This is a genomic window from Hymenobacter tenuis (assembly GCF_054780495.1).
Genome location: NZ_BAAGWF010000001.1, coordinates 1 through 18,753, shown reverse-complemented (window position 1 = coordinate 18,753; position 18,753 = coordinate 1). Strand labels below are relative to the sequence as shown.

12 protein-coding genes are annotated in these 18,753 nt (G+C 55.5%); 5 read left to right on the top strand and 7 right to left on the bottom strand.

Going from position 1 to position 18,753, the window contains the following annotated elements:
- Window positions 1–169 precede the first annotated feature (169 nt).
- The 7 genes from ccsA (ACYVGU_RS00060) to ACYVGU_RS00030 all read right to left on the bottom strand — a co-directional run bounded on the left by ccsA (ACYVGU_RS00060) (window position 170) and on the right by ACYVGU_RS00030 (window position 9,888).
- Window positions 170–2,773, bottom strand: coding sequence for a heme lyase CcmF/NrfE family subunit (ccsA, locus tag ACYVGU_RS00060; RefSeq protein ID WP_460620401.1), 2,604 nt, complete (start codon window positions 2,771–2,773; stop codon window positions 170–172).
- Window positions 2,774–3,014: 241 nt separating this feature from the next.
- Window positions 3,015–3,443 carry a cytochrome c maturation protein CcmE domain-containing protein gene (locus tag ACYVGU_RS00055; RefSeq protein WP_460613106.1) on the bottom strand — a complete coding sequence of 143 codons (429 nt, stop codon included), beginning with the start codon at window positions 3,441–3,443 and terminating at the stop codon, window positions 3,015–3,017.
- A gap of 126 nt (window positions 3,444–3,569) precedes the next feature.
- A complete protein-coding gene (locus ACYVGU_RS00050; protein WP_460620400.1) occupies window positions 3,570–3,815 on the bottom strand; it encodes a CcmD family protein in 246 nt (81 codons plus the stop codon).
- Window positions 3,796–4,467 (bottom strand): cytochrome c biogenesis protein CcsA, encoded by a 672-nt coding sequence (gene ccsA, locus ACYVGU_RS00045; protein WP_460613108.1) that lies wholly within the window; start codon window positions 4,465–4,467, stop codon window positions 3,796–3,798. The genes ACYVGU_RS00050 and ccsA (ACYVGU_RS00045) overlap by 20 nt, the downstream gene beginning before the upstream one ends.
- 135 nt (window positions 4,468–4,602) lie before the next feature.
- Window positions 4,603–5,244: a heme exporter protein CcmB gene (locus ACYVGU_RS00040; RefSeq protein WP_460613109.1), complete on the bottom strand. Its 642-nt coding sequence runs from the start codon at window positions 5,242–5,244 to the stop codon at window positions 4,603–4,605.
- 219 nt (window positions 5,245–5,463) lie between these two features.
- Window positions 5,464–8,766 (bottom strand): hypothetical protein, encoded by a 3,303-nt coding sequence (locus ACYVGU_RS00035; RefSeq protein WP_460620399.1) that lies wholly within the window; start codon window positions 8,764–8,766, stop codon window positions 5,464–5,466.
- Window positions 8,767–8,775: 9 nt separating this feature from the next.
- Entirely contained in the window at window positions 8,776–9,888 is a 1,113-nt protein-coding gene (locus ACYVGU_RS00030) for an NAD(P)/FAD-dependent oxidoreductase (protein WP_460620398.1), read from the bottom strand.
- Window positions 9,889–10,104: 216 nt separating this feature from the next.
- Here ACYVGU_RS00030 and ACYVGU_RS00025 point away from each other — a divergent pair, with 216 nt between their 5' ends.
- The 5 genes from ACYVGU_RS00025 (at window position 10,105) to ACYVGU_RS00005 (ending at window position 18,246) form a co-directional block, all read left to right on the top strand.
- Window positions 10,105–10,740, top strand: a complete 636-nt coding sequence (locus tag ACYVGU_RS00025) for an MBL fold metallo-hydrolase (RefSeq protein ID WP_460613112.1) — start codon at window positions 10,105–10,107, stop codon at window positions 10,738–10,740.
- Between the two features lie 95 nt (window positions 10,741–10,835).
- Window positions 10,836–11,534 (top strand): CDP-alcohol phosphatidyltransferase family protein, encoded by a 699-nt coding sequence (locus tag ACYVGU_RS00020; protein WP_460620397.1) that lies wholly within the window; start codon window positions 10,836–10,838, stop codon window positions 11,532–11,534.
- 220 nt (window positions 11,535–11,754) lie between these two features.
- A complete protein-coding gene (porU, locus tag ACYVGU_RS00015) occupies window positions 11,755–15,702 on the top strand; it encodes a type IX secretion system sortase PorU (protein ID WP_460620396.1) in 3,948 nt (1,315 codons plus the stop codon).
- Window positions 15,703–15,754: 52 nt separating this feature from the next.
- Window positions 15,755–16,954 (top strand): type IX secretion system outer membrane channel protein PorV, encoded by a 1,200-nt coding sequence (gene porV, locus ACYVGU_RS00010; protein ID WP_460620395.1) that lies wholly within the window; start codon window positions 15,755–15,757, stop codon window positions 16,952–16,954.
- Between the two features lie 14 nt (window positions 16,955–16,968).
- Window positions 16,969–18,246, top strand: a complete 1,278-nt coding sequence (locus tag ACYVGU_RS00005; protein WP_460620394.1) for a M16 family metallopeptidase — start codon at window positions 16,969–16,971, stop codon at window positions 18,244–18,246.
- Window positions 18,247–18,753: the final 507 nt, after the last annotated feature.

Sequence of the window (18,753 nt, the reverse complement as noted above, 5' to 3'; positions counted from 1 at the left end):
GGGGGCGGTAACGGTATTTTCTTTACAATTTGAGAAAGCCTCCTAGCTACTTATATGCGTGTTGCCTGCTGCGGCATCGTAAGGCTTCCCTTCTGCATAGTTACTTAACACCAACGGCCCCACCTATAGATAAGATGGAGCCGTTGGTGTTAGATACAAAGGCAGTGTATTACGCTACTTGCTTGGTTTTGCGCACTGGCCGAGGCTTGGGCTGCTCTCCTTCGCCGGGCACTGCTTCTACAGCAGCATCTACCTCGCGCCGACGCTTGTAGATGGCCATACCAAAGCCAACGGCCATGAGCAGGGTACCGCTCCAGAGCAAGTTGATAAATGGCTTTTCAACTGCTTTCAGGATGATGTAGTCCTTTTGGGTGGTGCTTACGCCGAAGGTAAACTTGCTTTGCTGCGGATCTACGTTCAAGAACGAAATGCGCAGGCCCAGGTCTTCTACTTCATCGGGCACGCGGCCAATCATGCGGTTACGCACTACAAATACCGGATGCACGTGGTACTGCTTCTTCTCGCCCAGCACCAGGAAGTCGCCTTGAATGGCCAAGTCGCCTTTAGCTAAGCCTAAGCCAGCCGTTTGGTGGGCGGGCTCTACTCCCCGGAATACAGCCGTGTAGTCGTTCAGGAAGATGGTGTCGCCCACGCTCAGGATGTGCTCCTTTACTTCGCTCCACTCCTTCTCGGTATCAGGCGGTGGTACCGCGCTAATGTGTGAGTAGATGTCGTGGTCGAGAAACTTCTTGATGTCGGGCGAGGCGAGCAGGCCACCCATTTCCTCGTTGGCTTGCGCCCGTGGGTACAAGGTAAATGACTCGCCGGTTTTGCGGTCTTTGTACTCGACGCGGTAGTACGTGTTTTCGGGCAGAATTTCCAGCGTATCACCAGCCTTGTAGTACACCTTGTCGCCGCGCTTAATGTCGGCGCGGGCTAGGGCTTTGTACTCATCGGCTGTGCGGAACAGCAGTTGCTTATCCACGTAGCCAGGCACGCCGGGCGCTTCAAAGAACTGGCCGGTATAGCTGACATCGTACTTGCCCATGGGGGCCTTATCGTTGCGCCACAGCAGCACGTTGTCGCGGTTAGTAGACTCGTCAAACTCGCGGGAATACAGCAGGCCCGAGGAGTTCTGAGAAATGATGTTGGAGTAGCCCGCCGACGCCAGGATGCCTAGCAGCATCAGGGCAATACCGATGTGGGCCACGCCACCACCCGAAAGGCTCACCTTACGCTTGAGCAACGTAAGCACCATGCTCAGGTTGGCCAGCACGCCAAACATGGCCGCCGTCAGGAGCACAATGTAGCTGGCTTCCATCTTCAGCCCGAAGTACTGCACCAGCAAAATAACCAGCGCCGCACCCAATAGCGCCAGAATAGCAGGCACTGTCAGAGAGTTGGTGAGTGACGATTTGTCGTTTTTCTGCCACCACATAACCTGGGCGAGGCCCGAGAAAAACGCTACCCCTACGCCCATCCACAACTGGATTTTGGTGTAGTGCGCAATCTGGTCGGCGGGAAGTGCCAAGTTTGATTTGATGCCGGTGAACCCCAGAAACGCATTGTATACCGGAATGCTGGTAGTTACTAGCACCTGAAATGCTCCTAGGCACAGCACCGTGGCACCTACAAACACCCACAGCTCGGCGTTGTACGTTGTCAGTTCCTTCGGCGATACTGGAATTTGCTTCCAGCGCCATACCAGCATGGCAATGCTCAGCACCACGAAAGCGGCCAAGTAGATCATCAGCTGGCCTGAGAGGCCAAGGTCAGTGAACGAGTGCACGGAGGCATTGCCCAGCACACCGCTACGCGTTAGGAAGGTAGCGTACAGGATGAGCAGGAAAGTGGCAATAACCAGCACAAAGCTGGTGCGCAAGGCCGTACGGCTGCGCTGCCACAGCACTAGGCCGTGCAAAGAAGCAACCAGTACCAGCCACGGAATGTACACGGCATTTTCTACCGGGTCCCAGTTCCAATAGCCCCCAAAGTTCAGGGTTTCGTACGCCCAATAAGCGCCCATCATGATACCAACACCTAGTATCAAGCCACCCCATAACGACCAGCGCATGGCCGGACGCACCCACTTAGTGAACTCCCCTTTCCAGAGGCCCGCAATAGCGTACGCAAACGGCACCAGCGTCAGGGCAAAGCCCAGGAACAGCGTGGGAGGGTGAATTACCATCCAGTAGTTCTGGAGCAGCGCATTCAGACCAGTTCCATCCTTCGGTACAAAGTCAGGATTCGTCTTCCAGACCGGAAGGTCCGGCATAAAGTCGCGGAGCAGGATAAAGGGCGAGGAGCCAATTTTCAGCTCGCCCAGTACCACACCCAAAATCATGGACGTGAGGAACAGTTGCACGCCGGCAAACACGGCCATAACCGGGGCTTCCCAGCGGCGCCCGTAGCGCATCAGGGCAAAGCCAATCAGTACGTGCCAGAAGATCCAGAGCAGGAAGCTCCCCTCCTGCCCTTCCCAGAAGCAGGAAATCATGTAGTACACCGGCAGGTGGTTGCTGCTGTGGCTCCAGGCGTAATGGTACTCGTAGCGGTGCCCATGAATAATCCCGAACAGGCAGCCGATGACGGCAAATACCGCCAGGCCATGCACCAGGAAGGCGCCGCGGCCCAGCTTTAGCCAGGCAGCGTCCGTATTACCCAGGGCCCGACCACGGGCAGCCATGTAGTAAGAGTACGCCGCCACCGTGGCTGCCACAAATGCCACTATGACACTCATGTGCCCGGCGTCGCCGATTAATGTGTTCAACATGTGCTACTGCGTTGAAGAGGAAATGTTAGCCACTGGTATACTACCCGGCCAACACAAACTTGTTTTTGAGAACGTACGTACTAGGTACTTCTTACAAAGAAACCCTATCAGGCAAGCCTAATGCCTACGCCTTTCTTTGCTTAACTAGCTCTACTACACCAAGCAAGCATACACCGCTTTGAGCAATCGTGTGCCCTAGCGCTGATAGAATCTGCGTGGTGCTTGTGCATCACTAGGTGTATTAGTTAACTGAAGCGGTTGCGCCCTTGATATCCTTCTCCACATACTTGGAAGGACATTTCAGAAGGATTTTGTCGGCCACAAACAGATTGTTGCGCATGGCCCCCGTAATTACTACCTGCTCCGATTTGTCAAAGTCCTGCGGCTTGGGGTTGTAGTACACCACGCGCTGGGCAATGCGGTTGGTATCAACCAGGGTAAAGGCGAAGTAGTTGGGGTCGACGGTAGGGTTGTATTCCAGCCCCAGAATATTCTGCTGCCCGTCGCGCGGGAGGCGGCCAACCACGTGTACCTTGGTGAGGTTGCCTTCCGAAGCGCGCTCTTTGGCTTCTTTAAAGGAAACGTACACGCTGGCATCTCCAGCGGCACTCATGATGATGCCAATAGCCACCGCAATAACGGCAATGACGAGAATGTGAGCTTTTTTCATGTTGGGTACAACAGGTTGGCTCCACCCGGAGCCGGGGATACTTAGAACAACGAAAGCACTAACAAAGGTCCGGCGTACCGACCTATGTAGCAATGATTTTTATCAGGCCTTAGCCCGCCGCGGGGGCTAGTCTTTTACTTCCCGCTCCAGCCGCGCCAGCTTGCGGTCAAGGGAAATCAGGAAGAACAGCAACCCGGCCAATACCACTGCAATAACGGCCACCACCACGTAGATTTTGCCGTTCTGGCGCAGGGTATCGGCCATTTCAACTTCGTCGGGGGCCGCTACCTGCGCTACCACCCGCAAGGCCGGTAGCAGCAGAGCCAGCAGCAACAGCAGCGCTGCGCGCAACTTAGGCAAGCTGTTTTTCATACAATTTCAGTTTAAGCAGAGAAACACGACTAGCCAGTTGGGCCAGCCAGAAAGCCAGCAGCGTCCAGCCGATAACTGCCGGGTAGAATACTAGCCGCATGTCGCTATCTAAGTCATAGCGCGCGAAAGCCGGATTGCCTCCTGCACCGGGATGCAGAGAATCAGTAAGGCGCGGCAGAATATAGAACAGCGGCATGGCCGTGGCAAAAGCGAAGATGTTGTAGATGGCTGACACGCGGGCCCTCTGCTGCTCATCAGTAAAGGAAGAGCGCAGCACGAGGTAAGCGCCGTAAATCAGCATGGCAATAGCAGCGCCGTTGAGCTTGGGGTCGTTGGTCCACCAGGCCCCCCAGGTAAAGCGGGCCCAGATGCTACCCGTTGCCAGGCCCACCAGTCCCATCAGAATGCCCGTGCGCGCCGCCTCGTGCGCTCGAATGTCGAGTTGGGGGCTAGGATTGCGCAGGTAACTAATGGAGTAGTACACCGAAGCCACCAGAATGGCCGTCATGCCAAACCACATGGGCACGTGGAAGTACAGGTTGCGGATGCTTTCGTTGAGGATAGCCAAGCGCGGTACCGGCATCAGGAGCCCCGCCACTGCTACGTACAGCAGCAGAATCACGCTTAAGGCTTTCCACCAGTTGTTTTTCATAAGTTCAGAAGCTGAAGCCAGCTAGCCGGCTGCATGTTGAAAACGAGGCAATGTTGAATGCTGACCTGGCAGGCGGGCCCTAGGCCCTACCATACCCCAAACCGGTTGGCTAGCAGGAGGGTTATTATCCGTTTTTCATGAGCGCCATAGGAAAGGAAACAGCACGTACGACACAGCCCCAACTATCATATTCAGGGCCACGAGCGTGAGCAACGCGCTTTGACTAGCATATAACTCAAGCCCATCCAACGCGTTTTTTGACACTTTAATCAGTAGCAGCAGCATGGGCACCATCAGTGGAAACCCGAGCACAGCCATCAGGGTGCTGCTGTTGGTGGCTTTGGCCGCAATACCAGATACTAGGGTAAGCGTGCTGGCAAACCCCACCGCGCCCAGTACCACGTTGCCCACAAACAGTCCCACATCCTGCACTGGGTTGCCTAGCACTACCGCGTAAAGGGCAAATGCCACGAGCGCCAACCCGAGTAGCAGCAACGCGTTATAGGCAATTTTGGCCAGTATCACGGCCTGGGGGCGTACTACTGTGTAATAGTATAAGGTGCGGCCGCGGCTTTCTTGCAGAAAGCCTTTTGCTACGGCATTCACAGCCGAAAACAACAACACAATCCAGAACAACGCATTCCAGGCCGGCGCAGGCAGCTGACCGCCTCGGAGCGAGAAGCTGAGGTAGCAGACGAACACCGTGCTGCCCACGTACAACAGCATCCCATTCAGGGCTGCGCGCTGGCGCCATTCCAGACGAAAGTCCTTCTGCATCAACACCCAAATTTCGCTCAGAAGCGTCACGGCAACACGGCTGGTAAACAGGACCGCAAAGATACAACCCAACTCGCGGATTCACTTGCATTCAACCCGGAATACCACAACTGAACAGCTGCAGCCTGCTTCCAAGGCCGGTTTCGACTTGTTTACCCACAAAAAAGGCCCCTTACCCAAGAGTAAGAAGCCTTTTTGCTGAGAGAATACCAGGGGTTGCTAGAAGTCGTAGCCTAGTGTGATGTAGAACTTGGGGCCCTTATTCGAGAAATCTTCCCGGCCCCAGGCCACATCGCCTTTACCATAGAAGCCCAGCACCGTGGTGCGCAGACCCACTCCGTAGCCATACAGCATGGGGTTGGTGAAGTTTACCACGGTAGCCGTGAAGCTGTTGCCCTGGTCTGCTACAATGCGTGTATTGTTGGAGTTGTTGACGCTGAATGGGTTAGCACCGGAATACGTAGTACCCATGTCGCCAAAAGCAGTTATCTGCAGGTTGCGGAAGAACCCCGACTCGATGGGGTTGCGGGCGAAGTACTGCACAATGGGAAGGCGCAGCTCTGAGTTAAATAGCACGTATTTCTGGCCCTCCCGCTTGCCGTAATCGAAGCCCCGCAGGTTAGTTACAAACTGCTGGTAGAAAACTTGCGTGGGGTCGCCGCTCGGCGGAACTGCCTGCGTGCCATCTTCATACTGGTTGTTGAGCCAGTTGTCCATACCGCCCAAGCGGAAGGCCGGCTGTGAGTTGCCGCCCCCAATGTATTGGCCAAAGCTAGCCCGGTTGGCCCACGTCAGCTGTCGATGAATTTTCTGGTAGTGGCGCAGGTCGATGTAGATCTTGCTGAAATCCTTGCCATCGTCATTGCCTAGGCCGTACAGGCGCGTCATACCCACCTTCATGCGGGTGCCTTGCAGCATGTTCACGCCTGTGGCAATGGAGTTATCAAATATCAGTTCGCCGGCTCCGCCCAAGTAATTGGTGTTGCTGTCGTTGGTGCCGCTCAGGTCACTGAATACTTTCCGGCTCACGTTCACGAAGCGCGGCCCCATGCGCACGCTGAGGTTATGCGTGAGAGGGTAGGCAACGGTAGGAGCAATTTCATGCCGGCCGAACCGCGTCCGACCGACGGTTTCAAAATCAAAGAAATAAGCCTGCTTCTGATACAGCAAGCTCCAGTCGAAGCGGTGTTTGAGGTTGGTATACTCGGCGTAAATGTTGCTGGTCCGCAGATCAGTGAGGGCAAAGATGCCCGCCCGAATGCGGTGGTCTTCCATCAGATCCGACATATTCACCTGCCCCATCAACCCCAGCCCCAACAACGGATCAGCATACAGGGTCGAAACCACGTTATCAACGCTGAAGCGGGTATCGTAGCGGAAGGGGCCGGCCAGCGCCGTGGTTTCAGTGGGAGCGGCCTGCGGTAATGCCACTACCGTAGCAGCCCGGCGCCTAGGCGTGGTAGGCGTTGCGCGGGAGGCCGGCAAGTCCTCATCAAACTCGTAGTCGCTGGTATTGATGCGGCCATCCGACTTTTTGGGCTCCGTAGCCGGGGCTGCGGGGTTCGCGTCGGTGGTGGGGGTAGGAGCAGGCTGCGTGGTATTAGCGATGGTCGGTCCAGGGCGGTTGGTTACTGGGGTCGTTACTTTGGCGGGCCGGGAGCGGTCTTCCAAAATTTCCTGCCTAGCAGTTTTGAACAGCTTAAGTGTATCGGGCAGCTGGTAGCTGGGGTAGAGATACACATAGTCGCGGGCTTCGGCCGTAGATACAAACCCGAGGGCACCAGTGGTGGCGTTGTAGTCGAAGTCCTTGATGTTGGCCAGGAAGCTGGTAACGGGCCGGTATTGCTTGGTTGCCAGGTTAAGCCGGTATAGGCTCCGTACACCACTTTCCTCGCTTACAAACAGCACTTCCGAATCGGAAATGGCGCGCGGGCGGCTTTCGTTGGAGATGCTGTTGGCCAGCACTTCCACGGGTTGCGCGCGCCCATCGAGGTGATACAGATACAGGTCGTAGTTATTGACTACGGCGCCGAAGCTTCCTTTGGCAGTACCCGCCGAATCGAGCCAGCGGTTAGAGCTGAATACGATGCCACCCCCACCGGGCAAAAAGGCCGGCTCTACGTCATCGAACACATCATTGGTCAGCTTTTCCGGGGTGCGGCTCCCGGCGCGGAGCAGATATAGGTCGTTCTGCCCGTTGTACACGCCGCTAAACACCAACGATTTGCCGTCAGGCGAATAGCTCAGGTCGGTTATCTGGGAAAAGCGCGAGAACAGGGAAGTCGCCTTACCAAAGGTGGGCAGCAAGCTCTTGATCCGCGACACCATATTCGACACGGCGCCATCGGCATCCCGCAGTTGAAGGGCTAGCTCGCCTTTCGTCATTTCCGCTACGGCTAGCTGCGAATTGCCCCGCCAAGCCAGTACCGGCAAACGGGTTTCTACCTCCTGATCGGGCGTTTTGTAGCCTCCGCGGTGTACCACGTCGGCTCCTCTCCCATTTTTGTTAACCACTACTACCCGGTAGCGCCCTTGGTCGTTTTGCACGTAGGCCAAGCGCTGCCCATTGGGGCTCAAAGCCGGCTGACTGTAGATGGTGCCTTTGCGGTTGTTGCGTACCACGCGGCTAGCGGCACTGGCTTCTTGGTAGGGCGTTTGGGGTTGCGCGTTCAGCTGACGGTAGTAGGCCAGCCAATCTTTCAAAAACACCTTGTAGGGAACATTCAGCGAGGAGCTGATGCCTACTTCCACGTCCCGCGTGATGCGCGTCAGGTTGAGGATATTCTGAACGGATGTATAGCCGTAGCGCTCCGCAATGTAGTTCCACATGCTTTGCCCGGCCAGCTCGGGGTTGCGCACAAAGAAAGGGGCCGTGCGGTTGCCTTCGTGCTCCTTGGTCATGGTACGCATGTAGTCGTCCATTTCCACGCTCCAGCCCTGCGCCGCATACGCCGAAGCACCACTGATAAACCAGTTCGGGAGTTGCAGCAAGTAGGAGCTCTGAATTACTTCTTTTAGCGAGCCGCCATACATCATATCATTGAGCAGCACCCGGGTAATGCGGTTGCTCAAATCCTGCTTAAAGCGCGTTTGTTGGCCCTGGAAGGCAATCTGTACCTTCGTCATACGCAGCAGCGAGGTCTCGCCCCCGGTCTGGTACTTATCGGCATCGAGGCCCACATTGCTCTGCCGCAAATCGCCGACGGAGTTGTAGAGCATGATGGTCGTTTTCGAGTACGGGTAGTACCCAATCAGGCCTGTGATGCGCTGCAGCTCTTTTTCGGCATATTCTGCCGCGTGGCGCGCCATGAGCTCGCCGCCGACGTAATAGTAAATCGTGAAATTCTGGGTGCTGAGCTGCTGCCAGTTAAACTCCTTATACTGAATCCGGACGCGCCCGAATGGCTCCTGCGCCGTTTGGGCCAGCGCGGTTTCGCTGGCCAACGCCAGCCCTAGCACCAGAACTGCTAGGCCAGCCGGACGACTTACATCGCGCCGGGAGAGTAAAAATATGTGCTTCATAAGAGAGAGCTAGGAGCGGGAAGCAGATGAAGCCGAACCAGGAGCAGCTGGAACGGAAGAATATAACGTAAAATACCGGCGAATATTGACTTCGGGCCAAGGCTCTACGTCATTTTCCAACCAGTCGGACAGCACTTGGGCCAAGCGGGGCGCCATCATCACCCCTTTCGACCCTAAGCCGTTGAAAATATGTACTCCCGGAACCTCCGGATGGGTTCCTACTAAGGGTTTTCGGTCGCGCACGGCTGGCCTTACGCCGGCCCGTTGGCCTACTACCCTAAAGGGTTGATCCGTCATCTCGGCCAGGCGCTGGCTTAGCTCCTGCCGGGCTTCGGGTGTAATGCCCGCGGCAAAAGGTGGCCACCGGTACGTAGCCCCCACCCGAAACCGGTGGGCTCCGAGCGGCACGACGTAGGCTCCTTTGTTTAGTACGTAGTTAGCAGGTAGTCCGGTGCACTCCACGTCCAGCACTTCGCCTTGGTTGGGGGTAAGGGGTAGCCAATGGAAGAACGGGTTATGAATGGCCGCCGCTCCTTCGCAACAGACTACATGCTGGGCATGCACTTTGTTGGCGTAGATGTGGCCACCTGCTGGGTCGGGAACAAGGGCAGCCCAATCAAAAGTTTCGTGCCTGAGCCAGCCTTCGCGCAGGCCTTCTGCCGTCAGGGCACTAAGCAATTCTTCTACCAACACATACCCGCCACGCCGGATGTGCAGCCCGCCCATTTCCTGGCGGACACCGGCTAGTGGGGGCAGCTCGCCGGTAGCATCTTCCACAAAATCCTGCCAGGGTTGGTCGGCGCTGCGGGCCAGCATCGTGTTCTGCTCCGCCACCGAGGAAAAAAGCTTCAGAATGGGTAGCTCGAAGAAGAATTGCTGATTGAAGCGCTGCTCCAGCTGGCGGTAGAAAGCGCCTGCGGCTGGTAGCAGTTCGGCGGCCCGCCAGGCCAGCGCAAAGCGCTTGCCCGCTACCGGGTTCATCAGGCCCGCAGCTACTCGTGAGGCCGAATCAGGTTGGGGAGTATCCAGTACCAGCACGTGGCGGCCGCGGCGCTGCAACTCAGCGGCCAAAGTAGCGCCGGCAATGCCGTACCCTATCAGAAGATAATCTACGCGTGTCATTAGGGGCAAGGTAAGTCAGAAACCCAGAACTGTGGCAGCTACCAACCCGGCGGTCTTGCGTAGGAGCGGTTCAGCGGCTTTTCTACCCTAGTGATTACCGGCCGGCTGGGCGTGCAAGCTGTGCGCCGGAAGCCGAAATGGTGCTTGATTCAGTGCAAGACTCGTAACTTACCTCCCCATTATCGCTAGGCTTGCGCTTGGCCTTCTGCTTTCCTCATGACTGTATCCGGGTTTACTTTCAACGCGTTTTCTGAGAATACATACCTTTTACACGATGCCAGCGGCCAATGCGTAGTGGTTGACCCCGGCTGCTATGAGCGCGCGGAGCAGGAAGCCTTGCGGCAGTTCATTGAGGCGCAGGGCCTAGTAGTTGTGCTGCTGCTCAACACGCATTGCCACATCGACCACGTGTTTGGTAATCAGTTTATTCTTGACACGTATAAGGTGCCGTTCCTGATTCATGAGGCAGATTTGGCTACGCTACGCTCCGTGCCTGCTTACGCTCCCAGCTATGGATTTGCCCGCTATAACCCCGCCGAGCCAACCGGTTTCTTGACACCTGGCGAGCCGGTTCGGTTTGGGAACACTGAGTTGGAAGTGCGCTTTACGCCCGGGCACGCGCCGGGCCACGTGGTGTTTTACCATGCGCCCACCAGCACCGTAATTGGTGGCGACGTGCTGTTTCAGGGCAGCATTGGACGCACGGATCTGCCCGGTGGCGACTACGCTACCCTCATCCAGAGCATCAAGGAGCAGCTGCTTACCCTTCCTGATGATACCATCGTGTATCCGGGCCACGGCCCTGCTACCACAGTGGGCCAGGAGCGCGCCTCGAACCCTTTTTTACGATAGGTTTGAGCCTTCGGCACACTTAGTGATTGGCAGTTTATCCTTACTTGAACCCTAATCTTTTACTTCTTCCTCGCTGAAGAACCCAGCTTCGTATCTTGAAAAAGCATATACCTAACGCCATTACCTGCCTCAACCTTTTTTCTGGTTGCCTAGCGTTGTGCCACATTTTTGCCGATGAGCTGGAAACAGCCGCGTATTTCGTTGGCTTGGCTGCTTTGTTTGATTTTTTTGACGGTTTGCTGGCCCGCGCGCTGCACGTCTCCTCCCCCATTGGCAAAGACCTAGACTCCCTGGCCGATGTGGTGTCCTTTGGTGTAGTACCCGGCGCTTTTCTGTTTGCGCTCATGCAGCAGGGCGGAACTGATCTGCCGTCGTGGTTTCCGTACGCGGGCTTTATCGTTACGGTGTTTTCGGCGTTGCGCCTAGCCAAGTTCAACAACGATACCCGCCAAACCGACTCGTTTATTGGGTTGCCTACGCCGGCCTGCACCTTGGTGGTCGCCTCGCTGCCGCTTATTCTGGCCCACGACACTTTTGAGCTCAGCAGCCTGATTCTGAACCCGTGGCTGCTGCTGGGGCTTACGCTGGTTTTGTCAGGGTTGCTAGTGGCCGAGCTGCCGTTGTTTGCGCTTAAGTTCAAGAGCTTCCGCTGGCAGGATAACCAAGTGCGGTTTGTGTTTCTGCTGCTCAGTGTAGGGCTACTGATCGTGCTAGGGGCCGCTGCTATTCCGCTTATTATCTTGCTATACGTGCTCTTATCCTTAGTGAGCCGCGACAAAACGGCGGCCTTGTAAGCTAGTAGGCCCATTGCTGAGGCAAGGCTCTTGGCGCTACCAGGGAAGAGAAAATCCGGCGGGATACAGAATCCGTTATTGCCTAGTAATTTCCCTTTCAGAGTACCGCAATATTTCCGGCCCTGATGAGTTAACTAGTCACCGCTGAACCGTGTTGCCCTCTAGCCTGTTGCCCCCGAAAGGTCCTGCTTTCACTTAAGTTGCTTATCACGCTCTGCGCATGCGGTATTCTACTTTCTGGTTACTGGTTTGTCTGGCATTGAGCATAGCGGGCCACGCGGCCTGGGCGCAAGCGGGCGAGCAAGTAATTCGGGGCCAGATTACCTGGACGGGGACAGAGCCAGTTGCCATAAAAGGGCAACAGCGGCGCGTGCCCACGTTCCGGGGCGCCAGCTTTCAACCCAATGAGCAGGTAGGGACTTATCAGCTGCGCCTATCGGGAGCAGTGGCCGACGGGCAGCTTCGCGAAACGGTGTACACCCCTGTGTCAGCTGTTGAAGCCCGACAGCTAAACCTGGCCACGCTGCCTACTGCGCCTACGTTGCGTCTCACGGTGGGCCTAGAGCGGCGGCAGCCTGTTACGCTGCTGGCGATGCAGCCGCTGCGCCGCAACCCCCAAACCGGCCAGGCCGAGAAGCTCACCTCCTTTGCATACGCCTATACCCTTTCCAATGAAGCACAGCGCGGCAAAGGCAACCGCGTGTATGCTCGTTCCTCTGTGCTCAGCCAAGGCGAGTGGTTTAAGATTGGGGTGCCTGCCAGTGGTATCTATAAGCTGGATAAAAGCACGCTGCAAAGCCTGGGGCTCAATGTGCAGAGCCTCGACCCCTCTAGGCTACGCCTATACGGCAACTCCATGGGCACCCTGCCGCAGGCTAGTAGCACCTTCCGGCCCGATGACATTGTAGAAAACGACATCCAGTTTGTAGGAAACACCAACTCTTCCCTCGACGACAACGAGTACTTCCTTTTCTACGCCCGAGGCCCCCATACGTGGTCTAGAGCCGGAAACACTACTAGGTTCCAACATCAGCTCAACCCCTACGCCGATACGGCTTACTATTTCCTGACCCTGGGAACTGCCGCCGGCCGCCGGGTAGCGCCAGCGCCGGCCGTAACCGGCGCAGCTACGGCCCGCATTAGCACTTTTGCGGAGCGGCAGTTTTATGAGCTGGAACTGGTGAACCTGGCAAAATCGGGCCGCGTATGGCTGGGCGAGCTATTCAGCACCACTTCGTTTCTGCAGAAGAGCATTCCGTTTGCGGTGGCTGACCTGGTACCGGGCTCCACATTGCAATTAACCTCATCGGTGGCCGCTGCCTCCACATCGGCCACGGTATTTCAGGCGAGCCTAAATGGGCAGTCGGTGGGCTCGCAGCTAGTACCAGGCTTTAACTGTACCGGTGGGTTTGGCTGTTATCCGGAGGTAGCAAATACCAGCCTGACCACGTTTGCTTACACGGTACCGGCCACATCGCCTACTGAACTAGCGGTGAGCCTGACGTACACGGGCGGCAACGACCCCACGGCCAAAGGCTACCTTGATTACCTGGAGCTGAATGCCCAGCGCCAGCTTCGGTTTTCCGGGAGCCAGCTGGAATTTCGTTCCCTGGAAAATATTGCAACTGGGGCCATCAGCCAGTTTGAGCTTACCAACGCCACGGCCGCTACCATCTGGGACGTGACCAACCCACGGCACCCTGCCATCGTCGAAGCCAGCAACGGCAGCTTCCTGGCCCGCACAGATACGTTGCGCGAGTTTGTGGCCTTCACTGGTAGCAGCTTCCCTAGCCCCCGTGGCTTTGGCAAGGTGCCCAACCAGAACCTACACGCCCTGAACCTTAATGGCCAGCTGGACCTAGTGATTGTCACGCACCCGGCCTTCTTAGCTGCTGCCAACACCCTGGCGGCGCACCGTACCGCCCACGATGGATTAACCACGCAGGTGGTAACCACTTCCCAGATCTACAACGAATTCGGCTCCGGCGGGCAAGATGTCACGGCCATTCGTGACCTGATGAAGATGGTGTATGACCGGGCGCCCGCCGGAAAGCGGCAGTATCTGCTGTTGTTCGGCGACGCTTCGTATGACTACAAAGCCGACCCCACCAACCAGGCAAACCAGCTGCCCGCGTGGTGGAAAGACCGGCTTCCTACCAATTCGGATAAAATCAATCAGAACTTTGTGCCGGTATATGAGTCGCCGGAAGGATTTGACCTCGTGATGAACCAACGGCCCAACGGCCAGGGCCTCACGTACTCCTCCGACGATTATTACGGCCTACTAGATGACACGGAAGGCGCTTGGGCCCCCAACACTAGCAATGAGCTACTTGATATTGGGGTAGGCCGCCTACCCGTGCGCACCGCTGAGCAGGCGTTGCTGGTTACCAACAAGCTCATTGCGTACGACTCACCCGCATTCTATGGCAAGTGGCGCAACCGACTGACGTTTGTAGCCGACGACGGCGACTTCAATCTGTTCACGAATTACTCCGAGGAACTGGCCAACCCGCTTGACACTTTGGCGCGCACCCGCAGCTACAATGTATACAAGCACTACCTCGATATGTACCCACAATCGGTGGTGGCGGCCGGGCAGCGCTCAACAGCAGCTGAAAAAGCCATTGACGCCGCCTTTGAGCAGGGTTCCTTGGTTATTAACTACATCGGGCACGGGGGCCCCAAAGGATGGTCAGAAGAGCAGATTCTAACCAATGCCTCCGTGCTGCGCCTCCAAAACCGCGACCGGCTGACTTTTCTTTTCACCGGCACCTGCGACTTTAGCACCTACGATAACCCAGAACTGACTTCCGCCGGTGAGCAAAGCCTGACCGATATTGCCGGCGGTGCCATTGGGTTGCTGACTACCACGAGGGTAGTGTATGCCGATAAAAACCAGTCGTTGGCCATCAAGTTCTTTGATGCCCTATTCCGGCGGCAGCCCGATGGCTCGTTGCCGCGCATCGGTGACGTGTGTCAGACGGCCAAAAACGGTGCTAGCGCCGGCGACAATAACCGCAACTATGCCCTGCTCGGCGACCCCTCCATGCGGTTGGCGTATCCTGATCAAGACATCATCGTTACCGACATCAACGGCAAGCCTGCTACCGTGGCTCAGCCCGACACCCTAAAGGCCTTGAACAAGGTTGCTCTAAAGGGCGAAGTGCGAGTAGCGGGCCAGCGCAATATCCGCTTTACGGGCAAGGCGCAGGTGCAAGTGTTCGAGAAAAAAACGACAGTTACCACGCTAGGCAATGAATCGGGCGATACCCAGGTTCCTATTGCGGTTCGTGAGAACATTCTCTACGATGGTCCGGCCACGGTGCAGAATGGCCAGTTTCAACTGGAGTTCGTGGTTCCGAAGGACATTAACTATAACGTAGGCCTAGGGAAAATTAGCCTGTACGCCTCTGATCCCACGTTGCGCACCGATGCCCATGGCCAGCGCCTGGTTCCGGTTGGCGATGCCTCCGTGCTGGCATACCGCGACACGATTCCGCCCAAAATCCGGCTGTTCATGGACAATGAAAGCTTTGTGTTTGGCGGTATCACGGGTACTTCTACAACATTACTAGGTAGCCTGCGCGATGAAAGCGGCATTAACACGGCTGGCACCGGCATTGGCCACGACCTCACGGCCACACTGGATGGCGACGCTTCGAAAGTCACGATTCTGAATGATTTTTACTCGGCCAAGACAGACAGTTTCCAGGTAGGGCAAGTGAAATACTTGTTTAAAGATCTAAGCCCCGGGCCGCATGAGCTGCGCCTCAAAGCCTGGGACACCTGGAATAACTCCGCCGAGCGCAGCATCGAGTTCATAGCTGCCAGCACCGATAAGCTGGCGTTGCAGCACGTGCTGAACTACCCTAATCCGTTTGCCAAAGCCACTACCTTCCACTTCGACCACAACCGCCAAGGCGAGGACCTGGAAATACAAGTCCAGATATTTACCGTATCAGGCAAACTGGTGCGCACGCTTCATACCACTGCCCTCGCTAGCACGCCGCATATGGCCGCTATCAGCTGGGACGGCCGCGATGAGTACCAAGATCAGCTGGCGCGTGGAGTATATATATACCGAGTTAACGTAAGCGTACGTTCTACGGATGGTTCTCGAGGAACCACCGCATCAAAATTTGAGAAACTGGTTTTGCTTAACTAATAAAACATCCTTCATTTCGCCTACCTTCCGCCTCTATTTTTTTCCTCCCTTTATGACACTGAAGAAACTGTCCTTGCGATTTGTGCTGCTGCCCGGCCTGATGGGCCTCGCTGCTACTGCTCACGCTCAAGTCAGGGTCAATGCCATCACCACCGCGGTTCCTATCCTCACTATCAGTCCCGATGCTCGCTCCTCAGCATTAGGCGAAGCTGGGGTAGCTATCAGCCCCGATGCCAACGCGGGGTACTACAACCCCGGCAAACTCGGGTTTGTACGGTATCAGCACAGTGCGGCAGTTTCTTACACGCCCTGGCTAGCCAGTATCGCCAACGATATGGGCCTGGCCTACCTGAGTGGTACAACCAAAATCGGGGAGCGGGCCGCTTTGTCGGCGAACCTAATGTATTTCAATCTGGGTGAGATTCAGTATCGCACCTCGCAAAACCAGCCGAACGGGACATTTAACCCCAAGGAATATGCCCTCAGCATTGGCTACGGGCAGAAGCTCAGCGACAATTTCGGGGTAGGTTTGAATGCCCGCTACGTGCGCTCAAACCTCACAGGTGGCACCTCCGATACCAAGCCCGGTAATGCCGTAGCTGTAGACCTGGGCGCGTACTACACCACTGACCTGACTATTGGTCCGGGTGCTTATAACCTGGCGTTTGGCGCGGCAGTATCCAACATCGGCAATAAGATTTCCTACACTGACGCCACTCAGCCCGACTTTTTGCCTACCAACTTGAAGATAGGCACTGCCATTACCCGCGAGTTGGATGCCTACAACAAGCTCACATTCACCATCGACGCGAATAAGCTGTTGGTTCCTACCCCCTATTATGAACAGGGCGACAATCAAACCGATCCGGACCTAGTAGCCCGAGTGGAAGCCGAGAATACACGCCGCGCTAATTATGGTATCGTTCGAGGCATCACCAGCTCTTTCAGCGATGCGCCAGGTGGGTTTAAGGAAGAAATGCAGGAAATTAACCTTTCCGGTGGCGTTGAGTATACGTACAACGACTTGCTGATGGCGCGCGTAGGCTATTTCTACGAAAACCAATTTAAAGGCGACCGGCAATACCTGAGCTTTGGTGCTGGTGTTCGGTACCAAGTGTTTGGCGTAGATGGCACGTACCTAGTGCCAAACTCGAAAGCCAATCCGCTGGCGCAAACTATTCGGGTGTCATTGCACTTTAACTTCAACGAGTTGAGCGAAGCAATTGGCAGCTCCGACAACACGACTAACTAAATTTCTTCTGATTGATGCTCGACCGTACAGTCGCTCCTCCCGTTCAGCCGCTGGCCCGCGTAACGCTGCCCGCGGCTGACGTGTTTTCGCTCCCTAATGGAGCCCGCCTTCACGTCATGCGCAATGATGCGCAGCCCGTCGTACGTCTGCAAGTAGTAGTTAAAGCTGGCAAATGGTACGAGCCATCCCCAGGGGTATCACTACTCACGGCTCGTATGCTGCTGGAAGGCACCCGCACGCGCACCGCCCGGCAGATTGCCGATGAGGTGGCTTTTTATGGAGCATCGTTGGAGTGTGAGCAGGGCTTTGATCGGGCAACACTCACGCTGTATTGCCTCACCCGCCACCTCTCTAAGCTACTGCCCCTAGTATTAGATGTCCTGACCGAACCGGTATTCCCAGAAGTGGAGTTTGGCTTGCTTAAAACCCGCACGGTTCAGAATGTGCGCGTAGAGCGCCAGAAGCCAAGCTATTTGGCCGCAGAGCAATTCTCTCACAACCTGTTCGGCTCGTCTTCTCCTTACGGAATTAAGTTCGACGAATCTGCATGCCTAGCGGTGACTACCACACAAGTGCGTGCATTTCATCAGCAAGCGTATCAGCTTAGCCAGGCCGAGATATTCCTGTGTGGTGACGTATCCTCGGAGCAAGACCGCCTTGTGGCTGACTTGCTAGGAAGTGTTACAGGTGTCACTGCCATTGCTCAAGCTAATAGTGTTTCAGCAACACATACTAGCACTTTACAACAAGACTATGTGACGGTTCAGGGTAGTTTGCAAGCATCATTGCGCATAGGCAGGCTGTGGCCGGCGCTCAGCTCACCCCAAACGCACGAGTTACAAGTGCTAGTAAAAGTACTCGGAGGCTATTTCGGCTCTAGGCTGATGAAGAATATTCGAGAGGATAAAGGCTTTACTTACGGCATCTACGCCAGCGTAGGCCCACGCGAGCAGGCTACTAGCTTCGTAATCGGCTCCGATGTTAATGCAGCAAGTGCATCAGCAGCCATAAAGGAGGTTCATTATGAGTTGCGCCGCTTGCAAGAAGAACTAGTGCCAGCAGATGAGCTACAGACCGTGAAAAACTACATGGCTGGAAAATTCGCAAACGAGCTAAGTACCGTATTTGAACAATGCGACAAATACAAGAACCTAGTGTTCTATGAATTGCCTACAACGTATTACTCTGAGTTTGTAGAAAGAATTCAATCCGTGCAAGCCGCATCACTGCTAACACTAGCTCAAGAATTTCTGCAGCCTGAGCAGATGATTGAGGTTGTTGCTGGTCCCTAGGGTTTTTGAAACATTCTACAAAGCAAAAGGGCCTCCAGTGATATGGAAGCCCTTTTGCTTTGTAGTATACTATTCTCGGTGCGCTATTCTCATTTATACTAGTTAGTCCTCATCCCTATTATAAATAGGGATCAATAGAATTTACTACTAATCACGAAGCTAAGAACCTGTGCTATGTACTAGTTATCTATATGACTCTCTAATAAGCTTTATATACCCTTTAAGTAGTTATCGATTCTACCCCATATTCGGGAGATACAGTTGATAAAGACTCATATAAAATTAAGAGCAAGGTGAGCTGGTCTTGACCGTCTTTTAGCATGTATACTTAAAAGGCAGCGTAGGACGTGACAAGCTACGTGATCCAGCTAACGGAATCCGGGTGGGGGGGAACATACAAATGCCCCCTGCAGCACGAAGTCGCAGGGGGCATTGGCAAATGATAAGGTTGGCGGCGACCGACTCTCCCGCCGGTGAAGGCAGTACCATAGGCGCTCCGGGGCTTAA

Coding starts and splice junctions, on each gene's coding strand:
- ACYVGU_RS00055 (WP_460613106.1), bottom strand. CDS start 3,443: ATGAAAAAAGCTCACATTCTCGTCATTGCCGTTATTGCGGTGGCTATT.
- ACYVGU_RS00040 (WP_460613109.1), bottom strand. CDS start 5,244: ATGCAGAAGGACTTTCGTCTGGAATGGCGCCAGCGCGCAGCCCTGAAT.
- porU (WP_460620396.1), top strand. CDS start 11,755: ATGCGGTATTCTACTTTCTGGTTACTGGTTTGTCTGGCATTGAGCATA.
- ACYVGU_RS00050 (WP_460620400.1), bottom strand. CDS start 3,815: ATGAAAAACAGCTTGCCTAAGTTGCGCGCAGCGCTGCTGTTGCTGCTG.
- porV (WP_460620395.1), top strand. CDS start 15,755: ATGACACTGAAGAAACTGTCCTTGCGATTTGTGCTGCTGCCCGGCCTG.
- ACYVGU_RS00035 (WP_460620399.1), bottom strand. CDS start 8,766: ATGAAGCACATATTTTTACTCTCCCGGCGCGATGTAAGTCGTCCGGCT.
- ACYVGU_RS00005 (WP_460620394.1), top strand. CDS start 16,969: ATGCTCGACCGTACAGTCGCTCCTCCCGTTCAGCCGCTGGCCCGCGTA.
- ACYVGU_RS00030 (WP_460620398.1), bottom strand. CDS start 9,888: ATGACACGCGTAGATTATCTTCTGATAGGGTACGGCATTGCCGGCGCT.
- ccsA (WP_460620401.1), bottom strand. CDS start 2,773: ATGTTGAACACATTAATCGGCGACGCCGGGCACATGAGTGTCATAGTG.
- ACYVGU_RS00025 (WP_460613112.1), top strand. CDS start 10,105: ATGACTGTATCCGGGTTTACTTTCAACGCGTTTTCTGAGAATACATAC.
- ccsA (WP_460613108.1), bottom strand. CDS start 4,467: ATGAAAAACAACTGGTGGAAAGCCTTAAGCGTGATTCTGCTGCTGTAC.